At 66.6% G+C, this 16,433-nt stretch carries 14 protein-coding genes; 13 read left to right on the forward strand and 1 reads right to left on the reverse strand.

Translation table 11 applies throughout. From position 1 onward, the window contains the following. Positions 1–56: 56 nt before the first annotated feature. Entirely contained in the window at positions 57–1,001 is a 945-nt protein-coding gene (locus ACTEK7_RS07110) for a LysR family transcriptional regulator (protein ID WP_225145840.1), read from the reverse strand. A 229-nt stretch (positions 1,002–1,230) separates the two neighbouring features. Between ACTEK7_RS07110 and ACTEK7_RS07115 the strand changes: the two genes are divergently transcribed. The 13 genes from ACTEK7_RS07115 (at position 1,231) to ACTEK7_RS07175 (ending at position 16,430) form a co-directional block, all read left to right on the forward strand. After that, complete coding sequence (locus ACTEK7_RS07115; RefSeq protein ID WP_225143165.1) at positions 1,231–2,166, forward strand: MBL fold metallo-hydrolase; 936 nt, start codon at positions 1,231–1,233, stop codon at positions 2,164–2,166. A gap of 13 nt (positions 2,167–2,179) precedes the next feature. Then, positions 2,180–3,175 carry an alpha/beta hydrolase gene (locus ACTEK7_RS07120; RefSeq protein ID WP_225145841.1) on the forward strand — a complete coding sequence of 332 codons (996 nt, stop codon included), beginning with the start codon at positions 2,180–2,182 and terminating at the stop codon, positions 3,173–3,175. 196 nt (positions 3,176–3,371) lie between these two features. Then, positions 3,372–4,622: an ABC transporter substrate-binding protein gene (locus ACTEK7_RS07125; RefSeq protein ID WP_036013367.1), complete on the forward strand. Its 1,251-nt coding sequence runs from the start codon at positions 3,372–3,374 to the stop codon at positions 4,620–4,622. 124 nt (positions 4,623–4,746) lie between these two features. Then, positions 4,747–5,574: a helix-turn-helix domain-containing protein gene (locus tag ACTEK7_RS07130; protein ID WP_057029882.1), complete on the forward strand. Its 828-nt coding sequence runs from the start codon at positions 4,747–4,749 to the stop codon at positions 5,572–5,574. 284 nt (positions 5,575–5,858) lie between these two features. Beyond that, positions 5,859–6,869, forward strand: coding sequence for a branched-chain amino acid ABC transporter permease (locus tag ACTEK7_RS07135; protein WP_225145842.1), 1,011 nt, complete (start codon positions 5,859–5,861; stop codon positions 6,867–6,869). Position 6,870: 1 nt separating this feature from the next. Next, complete coding sequence (locus ACTEK7_RS07140) at positions 6,871–7,953, forward strand: branched-chain amino acid ABC transporter permease (protein ID WP_225145843.1); 1,083 nt, start codon at positions 6,871–6,873, stop codon at positions 7,951–7,953. Beyond that, positions 7,946–8,728, forward strand: coding sequence for an ABC transporter ATP-binding protein (locus ACTEK7_RS07145; protein ID WP_036023786.1), 783 nt, complete (start codon positions 7,946–7,948; stop codon positions 8,726–8,728). Before ACTEK7_RS07140 ends, ACTEK7_RS07145 begins: the two co-directional genes overlap by 8 nt. Further along, on the forward strand, positions 8,721–10,931 hold the full coding sequence (locus tag ACTEK7_RS07150) for an ABC transporter permease (protein ID WP_225145844.1): 2,211 nt from the start codon (positions 8,721–8,723) through the stop codon (positions 10,929–10,931). Before ACTEK7_RS07145 ends, ACTEK7_RS07150 begins: the two co-directional genes overlap by 8 nt. A 3-nt stretch (positions 10,932–10,934) precedes the next feature. Next, positions 10,935–11,768, forward strand: coding sequence for a phosphoenolpyruvate hydrolase family protein (locus ACTEK7_RS07155; RefSeq protein ID WP_225145845.1), 834 nt, complete (start codon positions 10,935–10,937; stop codon positions 11,766–11,768). 27 nt (positions 11,769–11,795) lie between these two features. Then, a complete protein-coding gene (locus ACTEK7_RS07160; RefSeq protein ID WP_225145846.1) occupies positions 11,796–14,714 on the forward strand; it encodes a flotillin family protein in 2,919 nt (972 codons plus the stop codon). Between the two features lie 10 nt (positions 14,715–14,724). After that, on the forward strand, positions 14,725–15,162 hold the full coding sequence (locus ACTEK7_RS07165; RefSeq protein ID WP_035699161.1) for an SRPBCC family protein: 438 nt from the start codon (positions 14,725–14,727) through the stop codon (positions 15,160–15,162). A 2-nt stretch (positions 15,163–15,164) separates the two neighbouring features. Beyond that, positions 15,165–15,608, forward strand: a complete 444-nt coding sequence (locus ACTEK7_RS07170) for an SRPBCC family protein (protein ID WP_057029889.1) — start codon at positions 15,165–15,167, stop codon at positions 15,606–15,608. Between the two features lie 3 nt (positions 15,609–15,611). Beyond that, a complete protein-coding gene (locus tag ACTEK7_RS07175; protein ID WP_025035418.1) occupies positions 15,612–16,430 on the forward strand; it encodes an FAD binding domain-containing protein in 819 nt (272 codons plus the stop codon). Positions 16,431–16,433 lie beyond the last annotated feature (3 nt).

Raw genomic sequence — 16,433 nt, forward strand, 5'->3', positions numbered from 1 at the left:
AATCAGAACTTACAACCTGACAGCGCCGGTCGTCCCCACGTGAGGGCACGTCGCGATCAAGCAGCAGCCGCCTGGTACAGGCACTCGCGAAGCCAGGCGTGGCCTTTGTCCTCCTGATTGCGCGGATGCCACAGCGCGACGATGCGAGCGGGCGGCAGATCGAGCGGCGGGGGCGTGAGATCGAGCTCGTGCGCGAAGCGGATCAGGAACCGCCGCGGAAGGGTGCAGATGCAGTCACTGTGCGCAAGGATGACCGGCGCGAGCGCATAGGTCTGGATCGAGACGGCAACACGCCGCGAGCGGCCGAGCGCCGCCAGCGCATCGTCGACGAGGCCCGAGAAGCCGCCGCCATCGGCGGAGATCAGCAGATGGTCGAGCGCGCAAAAGCTGTCGAGATCGAGCGGACCGTTGCCGCGGGGGTGACCTTTGCGCTGTGCGGACAGGAAGCCGTCCTCGAACAGCGGCCGTTGCATCAGCTCGCCATGTGCGCGATCGGCGCCCGTCACCAGGATGTCGATCTCTCCCCTTTCGAGCTGATCCACGACATCGCGCGCGGGGTGAACGAGGGCGAGCCGCGCCCGCTCGGCCATCCCGGTCAAGCGCGCGACCAGGCCGGGCGCCAGCGTCACGGCCGGATTCTCGTGGATGGCTACGACGAAGGTGCGCTGGCTGCTGGCGGGGTCGAACACAGCCGGCCCCTCCACCATGCGACGAAGCTTGCCGAGCACGTCCGCAAGCTCCGCCTGCAGCTCCACGGCCCTCGTCGTCGGCACCACGCCGCGCCCGCTCGCTGCGGGCACGAACAGCGGATCGGCAAAGATCTGCCGCAGCCGGTTCAGCCGCGCCGAGAGCGCAGGCTGCCCGATATTGAGCCGGGAGGCCGCGCGCGTCACGTTCCGCTCGCGCAGGAGAGCCTCCAGAGCCAGCAACAGACCGAGGTCGATCTCGGCGAGATCGTTATCATCGGCCGGCCGACCCCGGCCGTGTTCCGCATCCTGCATCGGTGGCACCTCCGTCTGGGGCATGTCGCGACCGCGACGAGCCGTGATACGAGGGTTAGGGCCAAAACGCCGGCGTGAAAAGCTGGGCCAGCATCCTTTCCGATATCGACAATGTCGATGGGACCTATCGAGCCCGCGACTCTCCCCAAGGCCTGGCGCGCTTCGTACCTCATTGTCACCGCGGCCCGGGCAACCAGCCCTACGTCGCGGTCCAGTGGAGGACATCTTGATGATTCACGCGGCCAAGACCTATCAGGTCGGCGAAGCATCCGTCACGCGGATCGACGAGTTGCGGCTTGCCGCATTCAAGTTCGACGCGCTCTATCCGGGAGGCGAGCCAGAGGCGCTGGAGCGCAATCGCGACGAGTTGGAAGCGGGCTCGTTCGATGCTGCGACCGGCACCTTCATCCAGAGCATTCACAGTTGGCTGGTCAGGACACCGCACCACACGATCCTGATCGACACGGCCACCGGCAACGACAAGAACCGGCCGGAGATTCCGCCGCTTCACCGGCTCAACGAACCGTTCCTGGCGCGGCTGGCCGCAGCGGGCGTCACGCCGGAGCAGGTCGACTACGTGCTGCTCACCCACGTGCACGCGGATCACGTCGGCTGGAACACCCGTCTCGTCGAGGGACGCTGGGTCCCGACCTTCCCGAATGCGACCTACGTCTTCTCCGCGATCGAGCAGGCCTATGGCGAGAGCCTCGCGACGGGCACAGAGCCGACCGGAGCGGCCCGCCCGGCCCCGGCCCTCGGCCCCGCGCTGCGCAAGCCGGCCGACCGTGTCTATGACGACAGCGTCCGGCCGGTGATCGAGGCCGGACTTGCCAGGCTCATCGCTGTGGACGGGAGCGAGGCCATCGAGGGCATCTCGTTCGTCCCGACGCCCGGCCACAGCGTCGATCACGCCTCCATCCGCCTCGTCTCACGCGGCGAGGAGGCGCTGTTCGCCGGAGACGTGATGCACCACCCGCTCCAGGTGTATGAGCCTTCGCTCAATTCCTGCTTCTGCGAATTCCCGGAAGCCGCGTTGCGCTCGCGCGCCTTCGTGCTGGAGGACGCTGCCGAGCGGGGCTCAATCATCTTCACCACCCATTTCGCACAGTCATCGGTCGGCCGCGTCAGCCGCACCGGAGGACGCTTCACCTGGCAATTCGTCTGAACGGAGAACGATCATGAATCAGCACGCCAGCGCGCGCGTCGACAGGCCCAAGATCGTAGTCGAGGATCTCATGATCCCGAGCGACACGGCCGGAATTTCGCTTCACCTGCGCAACAAGCGTCCCGCGGCGCTCGAGACCTTCTCCGCCGAGCGAACCATCCTGATGATGCACGGCGCGACCTATTCATCGGGAAGCCTTTTCGATACGCCGCTCGGCGGCCTCTCGTTCATGGATCATCTCGCCGGCCATGGCTACGACGTCTTCGCGCTCGACGTGCGCGGCTATGGCCAGTCGACCCGCCCGTCCGAGATGGACATCCCGCCGGAGCAGTCCGCACCGCTCGTGCGCACCGAGGCCGGCGTGCGTGACCTCGCCAGCGCCGTCGCGCACATCCTGAAGCAACGCAGGATCGCGCGACTCAATCTGGTTGCCATGTCCTGGGGCGGCTCGGTGGCCGGTGCTTACACTGCAGGCAACAACGACAAGGTCGTCAAGCTCGCGCTGGTCGCGCCGCTTTGGGTGCTGCAGGGCCCAGCTCCGATCGATGCAGGCGGGCGCCTCGGCGGCTATCGCAACGTTCGCGTGCTGGACTTCAGGACGCGCTGGCTCTCGGCTGCGCCGGAAGCGGCACGATCGAGCTTGATCCCGGCGGGCGGCTTCGAGCGCTGGGCCAATATCTCGCTCGCCACCGACCCGCTAGGCAGCGCGCAAGCGCCTGCCATCATGCGTGCCGTCAACGGCCCGATCCTGGACATCCGCGAATACTGGGCCGCTGGCAAGAGGCTCTATGACGCCGCCGACATTCGCGTGCCCGTGCTCCTGGTCCACGCGGAATGGGACCAGGACGTTCCTATCGCCTCGGCGCAGAACTTCTTCCTTTCGCTGACGCATGCGCCCTACCGGCGATGGGTCGAGATTGGCGAAGGCACGCACATGGTTCTGCTGGAGAAGAACCGTCTGCAGGCGTTCGATGCGATCAACCAGTTTCTCGGCGAAGATTACAGCTAGCGCGGCGTCCTGCTGCACCGCGAAAATCACTCGCGCCGCAACATTCAAAAATGAGACTACCGGTCAAGCCGAACGAGGCCGCGATGGGTGCAGCGCATCCGACTTCGGTTAGCTTTCCTCCAAAGCCGCGGGCTTCGAGAGCCACGGGCATCATACGGTTCGTCGCGGCAACAAGCGATGACACAGGGAGGAGCACATGTCGAAATGCAGCATCGGACTGCTCGCGTTGAGCAGCCTGTTTCTTTCGGGCGCGGCGATCGCCCAGGAAAAGATCAAGGTGGGCGTGACCGCAACGCTCGAGGGCACCTACACGGTGCTCGGCGAGGACGGCATGCGCGGCCACCAGACCGCGCTCAACGTGCTCGGCAAGAAGGTCGGCGACAAGGAACTCGAATTCATCGTCGCTTCGACCGATGCAACGCCGGACTCCGCCGTGCGCGCCGTGCGCAAGCTGATCGAGCAGGACAAGGTGCAGATCCTGCTGTCGCCGCTCTCCGGCGACGAAGGCATCGCGGTGAAGAATTTTGCCAAGTCCCATCCCGGGCTGACGTTCATCAATGCCGCATCCGGCGCGCAGGAAACGACCTATGTCGACCCGGCACCGAACTTCTTCCGCTACAACATGGACGGCGCGCAGTGGCAGATCGGCCTCGGCAAATACGCCTATGAGGAGAAAAAGTATCGCAAGATCGCGACCGTCGGCGAGGACTATTCCTTCATCTATACCCAGGTGTTCGGGCTGGTGCTCGAGTTCTGCGGCATGGGCGGACAGGTCACCAACCGGCAATGGGTGCCGCTGGGAACGAAGGACTTCGCCTCCGTCATCGCTGCCCTGCCCGACGACGTCGATGCCATCTATCTCGGGCTTGGCGGCGCCGACGCCGTCAACTTCCTCAACCAGTATCAGCAGGCCGGCGGCAAGGCGCATCTGATGGGCGGTTCCATCATGATCGACCAGACGATCCTGTCGTCGAAGGGCAACGCCAAGAACGCGCTGATCGGAACCATCGCGGCGAGCGGACAGGCCGACACCTGGGAGGATCCGGGCTGGCAGAAATTCGTGAAGGCCTATCAAGACGCCTTCCCGCCCAACAAGCGCTTCCCGAGCCCGTCGCTGCTCGCCACCAACTACTATAATTCAACCATGGCGCTGATCCTCGCACTGCGTCAGGTCAACGGCGATCTCTCCAACAACCAGGCCAAGTACAAGGAAGCACTGGCGAAGATCGAGCTCGACGCACCGAACGGCAAGATCAAGCTCGACTCCAACCGCCAGGCGATCGGCACCAACTTCGTCACCGAAGTCGTCGACGACGGCAAGGGCGCGCTGTTCAGCAAGGTCGTGAAGGTGATCCCGAACGTGAACCAGACGCTCGGCTACGACCCGGCCGTGTTCTCCAAGATCGGGCTGCCGAGCCGCACCGTGCCGGAATGTAAGAAGTACTGACGCATCACGTCAGGCAGACGCAACCGGGGAGCGACTCGCTGACGCGGTCGCTCTCCGCTCTTGCAATCTCGGCGGTGTTGTTGAAGGCTGGCCGAAAAGACAAGAACATTCGGGAGGGGAAGGCATGAGCCGTGCGCTCGCCGTCTTCCATGGCCGCTTCGGCCGGGCGACGGTTTATCAGTTGAACCGGCCTTTCAATATCCACGCCCATCGCGAAGGTCATCTGATCTTCCATGTCGGCGGCATGTCGGCATGCATCGATGTCTCCGACGGGCATTACGATCTCACCGAGACGTCGGTCGTCGCTGTCAATCCCTGGGAACCGCACAACTTTCTGCCGACCGATCTTGAGGGCGGCGCCATCTTCTTCGTGCTCTACGTCAATGCCGAATGGTTTGCGCCGGATGCCTCCGGCTCCGACCGGTTGCGCTTCGGCCGCACCCAGTTCAAGCGCACGCCAGCACTCGACAAGCACATCAGGCGGACCGCCGCGCTCGTGTGCGGCGCACCATCGCTCTCCAGTCTCGATTCCGAGCTGAGGCGGCTGATCGACATCTGCTACGACGAAAGCTGGCAGCAGGCCGAGATCGCGCGCGATCCGCGCGCAGGCGGCGCCGTCACCGACTTTCGCGTCCGCAAGTGCATCAAGATGATGTCGGAGAGCCCCGGCGCTGAAATCGAGCTCGACACCATCGCGCGCGAATCCGGCCTGTCGCGACCGCATTTCTACCGGCTGTTCCGCGTGCAGACCGGCGTCACCCCGAACCTCTATCTCAACACGCTGATCATGGAACAGGCGCTCGAAGCGCTGGTGGCGAGCGAGGTACCGATCGCCGACATCGGCTTCGATCTCGGCTTCTCCTCGCAGAGCGGTTTCACGCGCTTTTTTGCCGCCAATGTCGGGATGGCCCCGACCGATTATCGTCGCGCCGCCAAGGTTTTGCGTGCCTGAGCGCAGGCTACGAAAAGATACTCACGATCAAACGTCGCCCTCGCCGCTTGGCTAGGATGCCGGCAACGCGATCCCGGAAAAGAGGATCGCGAGTGACGGGAGCGCACGTTCATGGCGAGGCTAGCGGCCGGTCACGGTCTGCATGCCCCCTCGCCCCGCTTGCGGGGAGAGGGTCTGGGTGAGGAGGAGTCTCCGCAAGTGCGGCGGCAGTTTGACTCGCGGAGAGTCCCCCTCACCCGGCGCTACGCGCCGACCTCTCCCCGCAAGCGGGGCGAGGTGAAGCCATGAACCGCTTCGTCGAACGCCATCCGGCCTGGGCGCTGATTACGATCATCGCGATTGCGGTCGCGCTCTGGCTGACCTTTGCGGTCTGGCCGCCGGGGCTGGAAGAGGCGATCGGCCGCAAGCGCGTCTTCCTCAACGCGGTCTTCAATGGCATCACGCTCGGTGGCCTCTACTTCCTGGTCGCCAGTGGCTTCACGCTGATCTTCGGCCTGATGCGTAACGTCAACCTCGCGCACGGCTCGCTCTACCTGTTCGGCGGCTATATCGGCTATGCCATCAGCACATCGTCCGGCTCGTGGATCCTCGGCTTCATCGTCGCCTTTGTCCTGACCGCCTTTGTCGGCGTGCTGCTGCAGGTGATCGTGTTCCGCCGGATGGAGGGCCAGGATCTCAGGCAAACAATGGTGACGATCGGGCTCTCGATCGTGTTTGCCGATCTCATGCTGTGGGCCTGCGGCGGCGACTTCTACCAGATCCAGACCCCGAAATGGCTGATCGGTCCCATCGAGCTGCCGCTGGTGACTGCGATCAAATCCTCGGGCGATCCGGTCTACCTCAGATATCCACTCGTCAGGCTCGTGATCTTCGTGGCCTCCGTGGTGATCGGCGTCGCGATGTGGCTCGCGCTCAACCGCACCCGGATCGGCATGATCATCCGCGCCGGCGTCGACGACCGCGATATTCTCGCCGCGACGGGCGTGCGCATCCAGCTCGTCTTCGTCGGGGTGTTCGCCTTCGGCGCGGGGCTTGCCGGCATCGCTGGCGTCGTCGGCGGCACCTTCCAGTCATTGTCGCCCGGCGAAGACATCCGTTTCCTGCTGGCGTCCCTCGTCGTCGTGATCGTGGGCGGCATGGGCTCGATCCCGGGCGCTGCGCTGGGCGCGCTGATCATCGGCCTCGCCGAGCAGCTCGGCTCGGTCTACATCCCGACCTACGCCATCGTCGTGACCTTCCTGATCATGGTGCTGGTGCTGGCTATCCGGCCGCAAGGCCTGTTGGCGAGGCGCTGAGATGTCGCTCGCCCACGATGCCCACGTCACCGTAGGCCGCACCACCAAGGCGCAGCGCCCGGCCCGGACGTGGCCAGAGATCAACAACCCAGCCGCCTGGGCCGTCGCGGTCATCTTCCTGATCATGCCGCTGATCGCGAGCAGCTTTTTTCTGATCGAGATCTTCGCGAGCACGCTGATCCTCGGCACCGTGGCGCTGAGCCTGATGTTTCTTGCCGGCTATGGCGGCATGGTCAGCCTGATGCAGCTCACCATCGCGGGCTTCTCGGCCTACATGGTCGCGGTGTTCGGCGTCAGCGGCAACCCCAATATCAGCCTGGGCTGGCCGTGGTGGCTCGCAGTGCCGATGGCGCTCGCGCTGGCGACCGCCTTCGGCACGCTCGGCGGCGCGCTCGCGGTGCGCACCGAAGGCATCTACACCATCATGATCACGCTCGCGATCGGAGCGGCCTTCTACTATTTCACCAACCAGAACTGGGCGATCTTCAACGGTCATACCGGCATCAACACCGTGGCCACGCCACACTTCTGGGGCGTGAACTGGCGCGCCGACATTCCCTTCTATTACATCGTGCTCGCGGTCGCCGCGCTCTGCTATTTTGCCGTCGAGTATCTCTCGCGCGCCCCGTTCGGCCTTGCGCTCCAGGGCGTGCGCGACAATCCGCGGCGCATGGCGGCGCTCGGCTTCAACGTCAATGCGCATCGTGTCGCGGCCTATGCCTTCGCGTCTTTCGTCGCCGCGCTGGCCGGCGTGCTCCAGGTCTGGAACTATCGCCAGATCTCGCCGGGCTCGGTCAGCGTCGGCGCCTGCATCGACGTGCTGATCATCGCCGTCGTCGGCGGCATCACGCGCCCGATCGGGCCCTTCATCGGCGCGCTGATCTTCGTGCTGCTGCGCACCTTCGCGCTCGACTTCCTGGTCCGACTTGGACTCGACGGCAACCGCTTCCGCCTGCTGATCGGGCTCGGCTTCCTTGCCATCGTGTTCTGGTCCTCGGACGGCGTCATTGGCCTCTGGCAGCGCTGGCGTCAGCATCAACGGCGCGAGGTGAGCCGCACCAGTGGAGGGCGCGGCCATGGATAGCGTCGCCCAACGCCTTTCCGCAGTCGGTGCCGGCGCTGCGCTGGAGCTGCGCGGCGTGACGCGGCTGTTCGGCGCGCTCGCCGCGCTGACCGACGTCACCATCACCGTGCGGCCGGGCGAGCGGCGCGCCGTGCTCGGCTCGAACGGTGCCGGCAAGACCACGCTGTTCAACTGCATCACGGGCGACTTCCCACCCTCCTCCGGCACCATCCGCTTCTTCGGCGAGGACGTGACGCATTTCCCGCCCTATGAGCGCATCCGCCGCGGGCTGCGCCGCACCTACCAGATTTCGGCGCTGTTCCCCGGCCTCACCGTGCAGGACAACGTCTATCTCGCCTGCCGCGGCGTGTCGCGCGGACGCTTCTCGTTCCTGCGACCGGGGCAGAACGATGCCCTGATGCACGCGGCCGACAACCTGGTCCAGGCCGTGCATCTATCCGCGGTGAAGGACCAGCGCGTGGCCGAGCTCGCCCACGGCCAGCAGCGCCAGCTCGAGATCGCGCTCGCGCTCGCCGGCGCGCCGCGCTTCGTGCTGTTCGACGAGCCGGCCGCGGGTCTGTCGCCGACGGAACGGGCCGAGCTGATCGAGATCCTGACCTCCCTGCCCGCGCACATCGGCTACATCATCATAGAGCACGACATGGACGTTGCGCTGCGCGTCGTCGAGAGCGTCACGATGATGCACAACGGCCGCGTCTTCAAGGAAGGCCTGCCGGAGGAGATCCAGTCCGACCCCGAGGTGCAGGAGCTCTATCTCGGAGGCGGCCATGAATGAGGTCCGCCGCAGCAATCCGGCGCTCGAGGTTCGGGGCCTCGACGTCTACTACGGCCACTCGCACGCGCTGCAAGGCGTCGATCTCGTGCTTGATAGCGGAGTGTTCTCCGTCGTCGGCCGCAACGGCATGGGCAAGACCACGCTGTGCAAGGCGATCATGGGGCTGGTCGGCGTGAGCGGCGGCTCGATCCGCGTCCGCGGCGAGGATGTCACGCGCCGGCCGCCGGCCCAGATCGCCCGGCTCGGCGTCGGCTACGTGCCGCAGGGACGCCGTCTCTGGCGCTCGCTCAGCGTCGACGAGCATCTGCAGCTCGCCGGCGGTCTGCGTTCGGGCGCCTGGACCGTCGAGCGCATCTACGACACATTCCCGCGCCTCGCCGAGCGCAAGGGCCACGGCGGCGGCCAGCTCTCCGGCGGCGAGCAGCAGATGCTGGCGATCTCGCGCGCGCTGCTCACCAATCCGCATTTGCTCATCATGGACGAGCCGACCGAAGGCCTCGCACCCGTCATCGTCGCGCAGGTCGAGGAGATGCTGCTGCGGCTGGGCGACGACGGCGACATGTCCGTGCTCGTGATCGAGCAGAACATTGGCGTCGCCACCGCGATCTCGCGCAACGTCGCGATCATGGTCAACGGCCGCATCAACCGCATCATCGACTCCGCGCGCCTTGCCGCCGATCGCGAGCTGCAGCAGCGCCTGCTCGGCGTCGGGCTTCATGCGGAGCTCGAACCGGATATCGAAATCGCCGCATCCGGCGCCGAAACGAAGCCGGCGCCGGCGCCACGGCGCGACGGGCCGGTGCGCATCTACATCTCCAATCCGACGCTGCCGACGCGATGGTCGCAACCGGTGCCGATCGCCCGCATCGAGGCCGCGGCGCGGACGCTCTCGACGCAGGTCGCCCGGCTCGACGAGACGGCGCGGCGCAAGCACGAACCGGTGGCGGCGCAGGCTTCGGGCCCGCCGGTGGTGCTGGTCGTCGGCACGCTCGATACCAAGGGCCAGGAGCTGCGCTACATCCGCGACATCATAGCCGAAAGCGGCCTGCGCACGCGGTTGGTCGACGTCTCGACCAGCGGCAAGCATTCCTCCTGCGATGTCTCCGCGCAGGAGATCGCCCTGAACCACGGCCGCGGCGGCTCCGCCGTGTTCGGCACCGACCGTGGTGCCGCCGTGACAGCAATGGCGGATGCGTTTGCGAATTGGCTGCGGCGCCAGGGCAATGTCGCCGGCGTGATCTCGGCGGGCGGCTCGGGCGCGGCCTCGCTGGTCGCCCCGGGGATGCGGGCCCTGCCCGTCGGCGTTCCCAAGCTGATCATCTCATCCGTCGCCTCGGGCGATGTCGGCCCCTATGTCGGCCCGGCAGACATCACGATGATGTACTCGGTCACCGACGTGCAGGGGCTGAACTCGATCTCGCGCGCAGTGCTCGCCAACGGCGCCAATGCGCTCGCCGGCATGGTCAAGGTGCGGCTCGACACGCGTGCCGCAACGGCGCGCGAGGCCGGCGGACTGCCTGCAATCGGAATCACCATGTTCGGCGTCACCACGCCGGCCGTGCAGAAGATCGCCGCCGACTTGCGCGGCGATTTCGAATGCCTGGTCTTTCATGCCACTGGCGTCGGCGGACGCTCGATGGAGAAGCTCGTGGAGTCCGGCCAGCTCGCCGGCGTGATCGACCTCACCACGACAGAAGTCTGCGACCTCCTGATGGGCGGCGTATTTCCCGCCGCCGAGGACCGCTTTGGCGCGATCATCCGCAGCCGCCTGCCCTATGTCGGCTCGGTGGGCGCGCTCGACATGGTCAATTTCGGCGCGCCTGACACCATTCCCGAGCGCTATCGCGGCCGCAAATTCCACGTCCACAATCCGCAGGTGACGTTGATGCGGACCACGGCCGAAGAGAACGAGCGCATGGGCCGCTGGATCGGCGAGCGGCTCAACCAGATGGATGGCCCGGTGCGTTTCTTCCTGCCCGAGGGCGGCGTCTCGGCCCTCGACGCGCGAGGTCAGCCGTTCTGGGATCCGGATGCCGACGCCGCGCTGTTCCGCACATTGGAGCGGACCGTGCGGCAGACCGGCAACCGCCAGCTCATTCGCATCCCCAAGAACATCAACGATCCCGATTTCGCCGCCGCCATCGTCAGTGCGTTCCGAAACCTGTTCGGGCGGACCGGTGTGCGGCGGAGACTCGCGAGGTGACCGATGGCCAGGTTTGAACGCGCGGCGCTGCTGAAGAGGTTTCGCGACATGGCAAGGCGCGGCGAGCCGATCGTCGGCGGCGGCGCCGGCACGGGGCTGTCAGCCAAATGCGAGGAAGCCGGCGGCGTCGACCTCATCGTCATCTACAATTCCGGCCGCTACCGCATGGCCGGGCGTGGCTCGCTCGCGGGCCTGATGGCGTATGGCGATGCCAACGCCATCGTGCTGGAAATGGCGAGCGAGGTGCTCCCCGTGGTCGACCAGACCCCGGTGCTGGCGGGCGTCAACGGCACCGATCCCTTCCGCGACATGGACGTATTTCTGGACCAGCTGAAGGCACTCGGGTTTGCCGGCGTCCAGAACTTTCCGACCGTCGGCCTGATCGACGGCACCTTCCGCGCCAATCTCGAAGAGACCGGCATGTCCTACGCGCTCGAGATCGACATGATCGCCAAGGCGCACGACAAGGACATGCTGACCACGCCCTACGTGTTCAGCGAGAAGGAAGCCGCGGCGATGGCAATCGCCGGCGCCGACATCATCGTCTGTCACATGGGCCTGACGACCGGCGGCACGATCGGTGCGCAAACCGCGCCGAAGCTCAAGGACTGCCCGGCGCGGATCGACACCTGGGCCACCGCCGCGCTCAGCGTCAATCCGGACATCCTGGTGCTGGCGCATGGCGGCCCGATCGCAGATCCCGCCGACGCCGATTTCATCATGAAGAACACCCGTCATTGCCACGGCTTCTACGGCGCATCCTCGATGGAGCGGCTGCCGGTGGAGCGGGCGCTGACGGAACAGGTGCGGCAATTCAAGGCGATCGGCGCGCGATAACGCCCGCGAGGTTCGAGGGAGGGAAAGATGTCAGGGATGTTGGTCGGTGAATTGATCCTCTGGCTGATCGTCGCGATCATCGTGATCGTGGTTGGCGTCTATATCGTGAACTGGCTCTACCACCGCTCCTCCAAGGAGACATCGTTCGTCCGCACCGGCTTCCTCGGCGAACGCGTGGTGATCAATGGCGGCGCCTTCGTGCTGCCGTTCATCCACGACTACACGCCCGTCAACATGAACGTGCTGCCGATGGGCATCGTGCGTTCGAAGCAGGATGCCGTGATCACCCGCGACCGCATGCGCGTCGACATCGAGGCCGACTTCTACGTCCGCGTGCAGCCGACCCGGGAGGCCGTCTCGATTGCCGCGGCGACACTCGGCCGCCGCACCCTGGAACCCGGGCAGCTCCACGCACTGCTGGCCGGCAAGTTCATCTCCGCGATCCGCTCGGTCGCCTCCGAGATGACCATGGAGGAAATGCACGAGCGTCGCGGCGACTACGTCGCGCGGGTCAAGACCGAAGCGGCGGAAGCTCTTGCCCAGAACGGCCTCGAGCTGGAATCGGTCGCGATCACCGATCTCGACCAGACTGACCTCGAGTTCTTCAACCCTTCGAACCGCTTCGACGCCGAAGGCCTGACCCGGTTGATGGAGGACATCGAGGCGAGGCGGAAGCTGCGCAACGACATCGAGCAGGATTCGATGATCAAGATCCGCTCCCGCAACCTGGAAGCCGAGCGGCAGGCGCTCGAGATCGAGCGCGAGAGCGAGACCGCGCGCCTGGAGCAGGAACGCGACATCGAGATGCGCCGCGCGCTTCAACGCACCGAAGTCGCCCGCGAGCGGGCCCTGCGCGAGACCGAAGCCGAGCAGGCGCAGATTTCCGCCCGTGAGGCCATCGAACGGGCCCGCATCGCCAATGAGCAGGCGATCGCCGAGGCCCGTATCGCCTCCGAGCGCGAGACCCGCCAGAGGGAGATCGAGCGGACCCGCACCATCGAGGAGAAGGAGCTGCTGGCGCGCGAGGAGATCGAGAAGACAAGGATCGCCAACCAGCGCTCGATCGATACCACACGCATCGCTTCGGAACGCGAAGTGCGCCAGCGCGAAATCGAGCGGATGCGCACGGTCGAGGAAGCCGAGATCGCCGCGCGCGAGGCGATCGAAAAGGCCCGGATCCAGCAGGACCGCGTCGTCACCGACGCCCGTATCGCCAACGAGGAAGAGACGCGCCGCCGCGAAATCGAGCGGACGCGCGCGGTCGACGAGGCCGAGATTGCCGCACGCGAGGCCACCGAAAAGGCCCGCATCGCCCAGACGCTGATCGTCAATGTCGAGCGCATCTCGTCCGACGAGCGCACCCGCGCGCTGGAGATCCAGCAGGTGCGGACCATCCAGGAGGCCGAGATCGAGGCTCAGCGCGCGGTCGAGGCCGCCCGCATCGCCCGAGAGCGGACGCTCGCCGCCGAGCGCATCGCCGCCGAGCAGAACACACGGCAGCTGGAGATCGAGCGCAACCAGGCGCTGGACGTCGCCGGCATCGCCGCGCGCGAGACCACGGAAGCCTCGCGCATCGCGCAGGAGGAGCGCGTGCGCTCCCTGGAGATCGCCCGCAACCGCGCCGTCGAGGAAGCTGACATCGCCTCGCGCGAGGCGATCGAGGCGGCCCGCATCGCCCAGGAAAAGGCGGTTGCGGCCGAGCGCATCCAGGCCGAACGGGAGACGCGCGCGCTCGAAATCGAGCGGACCGGCGTCCTCGAGGCGGCCGAGCTGAAGCGGCGCGACGCCATCGAGCGGCAGCGCATCACGGTCGACCTGGCGCTCGAGGCCGAGCGCATCAATTCCTCCAAGAAGCGCGAAGTGCTCAACATCGAGCAGAAGAAGGCGATCGAGATCGCGGACGAGGACCGCGTCATCGCGCTGTCGACCAAGAAGTCCGAGCGGATCGACGCCGACCGCCAGGTCCGGCAGGCCGAGATCGTGGCGCGCAAGGAGGTCGAGACTACCGACGTTTCGCGCGAGCAGGCGCTGGAGGCCGCCCGCATCGAGCGGCGCCGCGCCATCGAGCAGCTCGAGGTCGCCCGCGTCCAGTCGCTCCAGGAGGCCGAGATTGCTGCGCGCGAGGAAGTCGAGCGTGCCCGCATCGCCTCCGACCGCGGCCTCGACGAGGCCCGCATCGGCCGCGAGCGCGAGCTGCGCAAGCTCGAGGTCAATCGTGAGAAGGACGTCGAGACGGTGCTGATGGAGAAGGCGATCGCGATCCATCAGAAGTCGCTGGAGGAGTCGGCCGCGCGCGCAGCCGCCGAGGAGGCGCGGATCCGGGCGACCGAAGCCGCCGAGCGCGTCGTCACCGCCCGCGAGAGCGAGATCGCCAAACGGCGCAAGACCGTCGAGGTTCTGCTGGCGGAGAAGCAGGCCGAAGAGACCCGCATCGCCGCCGAAGCCGAGCGCGTGCGCGCCGCGGTCGAAGCCGAAGCGCAACGCATGCTGAACGAAGCCGAGAACGTGCTGACTGACCAGGCACGCTACTCGCTGTTCCGCAGAAAGCTGCTCGACCGCATCGAGGGCATCGTGCGCGAGAGCGTCAAGCCGATGGAGAAGATCGAAGGCATCCGCATCCTCCAGGTCGACGGCCTCAACGGCAACGGCCACGGCAACGGCAATGGCGGCCGCAGCGCCACCGACGAGGTGATCGATTCGGCGCTACGCTACCGAGTCCAGGCGCCGCTGATCGACTCGATCCTGTCGGATATCGGCGTCGAAGGCGGCAGTCTCGCCAAGATGCCGGGGCTGATCCGCGAGGCCCGCGACATGCAGGGCATCAAGGAGGCCGCGCGCAAGGGTGGCGGCGGAGGTGGTGGCGGCGGCGACAAGCCGGCGGCCGCTCCGCCTGCGACCGAGGGCGGCGAGCCGCCGGCCGAGCGCGGGCCGCGGAAGAAGAGCTGAGGTTTGAGCGATGGCCCGCGTCTACGTCTCCACCGTCGTCAACGCCCGCAACGACCGCGTCTGGGCGCGGGTGCGCGATTTCAACGGCCTGCCGAACTGGCACCCGGCCATCGCCGAAAGCCGGATCGAGGGCGGCGAGCCCGCCGACAAGATCGGCTGTGTCCGGGATTTCCGTCTGCGCAACGGCGACCGCATCCGCGAGAAGCTGCTCGGCCTCTCCGATTACGACATGTTCTGCACCTACTCGATCCTGGAATCGCCGATGGGCGTCGAGAACTACGTCGCCACCCTGCGCCTGACGCCCGTCACCGACGGCGACCAGACGTTCATGGAATGGACCGCGGAATTCGACTGCGCGCCGGAACGGGAGACCGAGCTCGTCAACAACATCGGCGGCGGCGTGTTCCAGGGCGGCTTCGACGCCCTGAAGCGCGTGTTCGGAGGATAGCCGTGCCGCATATCGTCAAGAGCACGATCCTGAACGCACCGACCGACGCGGTGTGGGACGTGCTGCGCGATTTCAACGGGCACGACCGCTGGCACCCGGCGGTCGCGACCTCCTCCATCGAACGCGCGCAGTCCGCCGACAAGATCGGCTGCGTCAGGCGGTTCAAGCTGAAGGACGGCTCGGAGCTGCGCGAACAATTGCTGGCGCTGTCCGACCTCGAGCAGACCTTCAGCTATTGCCTGCTCGATACGCCGGTCCCGATGTTCAACTACGTCGCCCATGTCCGGCTGCTGCCGGTCACCGACGGCGACCGCACCTTCTGGCACTGGGAATCGCGATTCACGACCAAGCCGGAAGACAAGGACCGCATCACCCACATGGTCGCCGAAGACATCTATCAGGCCGGATTCGAAGCGATCCGCCGCCATCTGAAGGAGGCCGCTTAAGCCATGGCCGTGACGGTAAAAACCTTTACGAATGCGAGCGAGGCGGCCGGCGCGCTGTCGTCGGACCGCAGCGCGCGCTATCTCGGCGGCGGCACGCTGGTGATGCGCGCGCTGAACGAAGGCGACGTCTCGATCTCGACGATCGTGCGGGCGCAGGACCAGGCGCTGACCCGGATCGACGCGTCCGGTCCGCGCATCACACTGGGCGCCGGCGTCACCTTCGCGCGCGTGCTCGCCGAGCGCGACCTCGCCTTCCTGCATGCCCCTGCCCGCTCGATCGGCGGTCCCGCCGTCCGCAACATGGGCACGGTCGGCGGCAATCTGTTCGCGCCGAACCCTTACGGCGATTTCACCGTGGCGCTGCTGGCGCTCGACGCCACCATTGCGGTTCAAGGCGGCTTCGGCTCGCGCGATATTCCGATCGAGGAGTTTCTACAAGGGCGGGAGCGCCAGGCCGGAACTTTGGTGCTGTCGGTGTCCTGCACGCGGCCGGCAAGCAGCGAGGCGTTCCGATATCGCAAGATCGCGCGCATCAAGCCGAAGGGCGGCTCGGTGATCACGCTTGCCGCGCATCTGCCGGTCAGCGGCGGACGGATTGCGGGTGCGCGGATTGCGCTGGGCTCGATGGCGCCGACCCAGATCCGCGCTCGCGCCGCCGAGCGCGCGCTGGAGGGCCGCTCGCTGGATGCGGCGACCATCGCAGCTGCGGCCTCTGCCGCCACAGAAGGAACTTCGCCCTCAGACAACGCGCTCGGCAGCGCCTGGTATCGCCGCGAGATCGTCGGTGTGCATTTGCGGCGCCTGCTGTCGGGACAGGAATAGCTC

Source organism: Bradyrhizobium sp. JHI2711 (assembly GCF_056156565.1).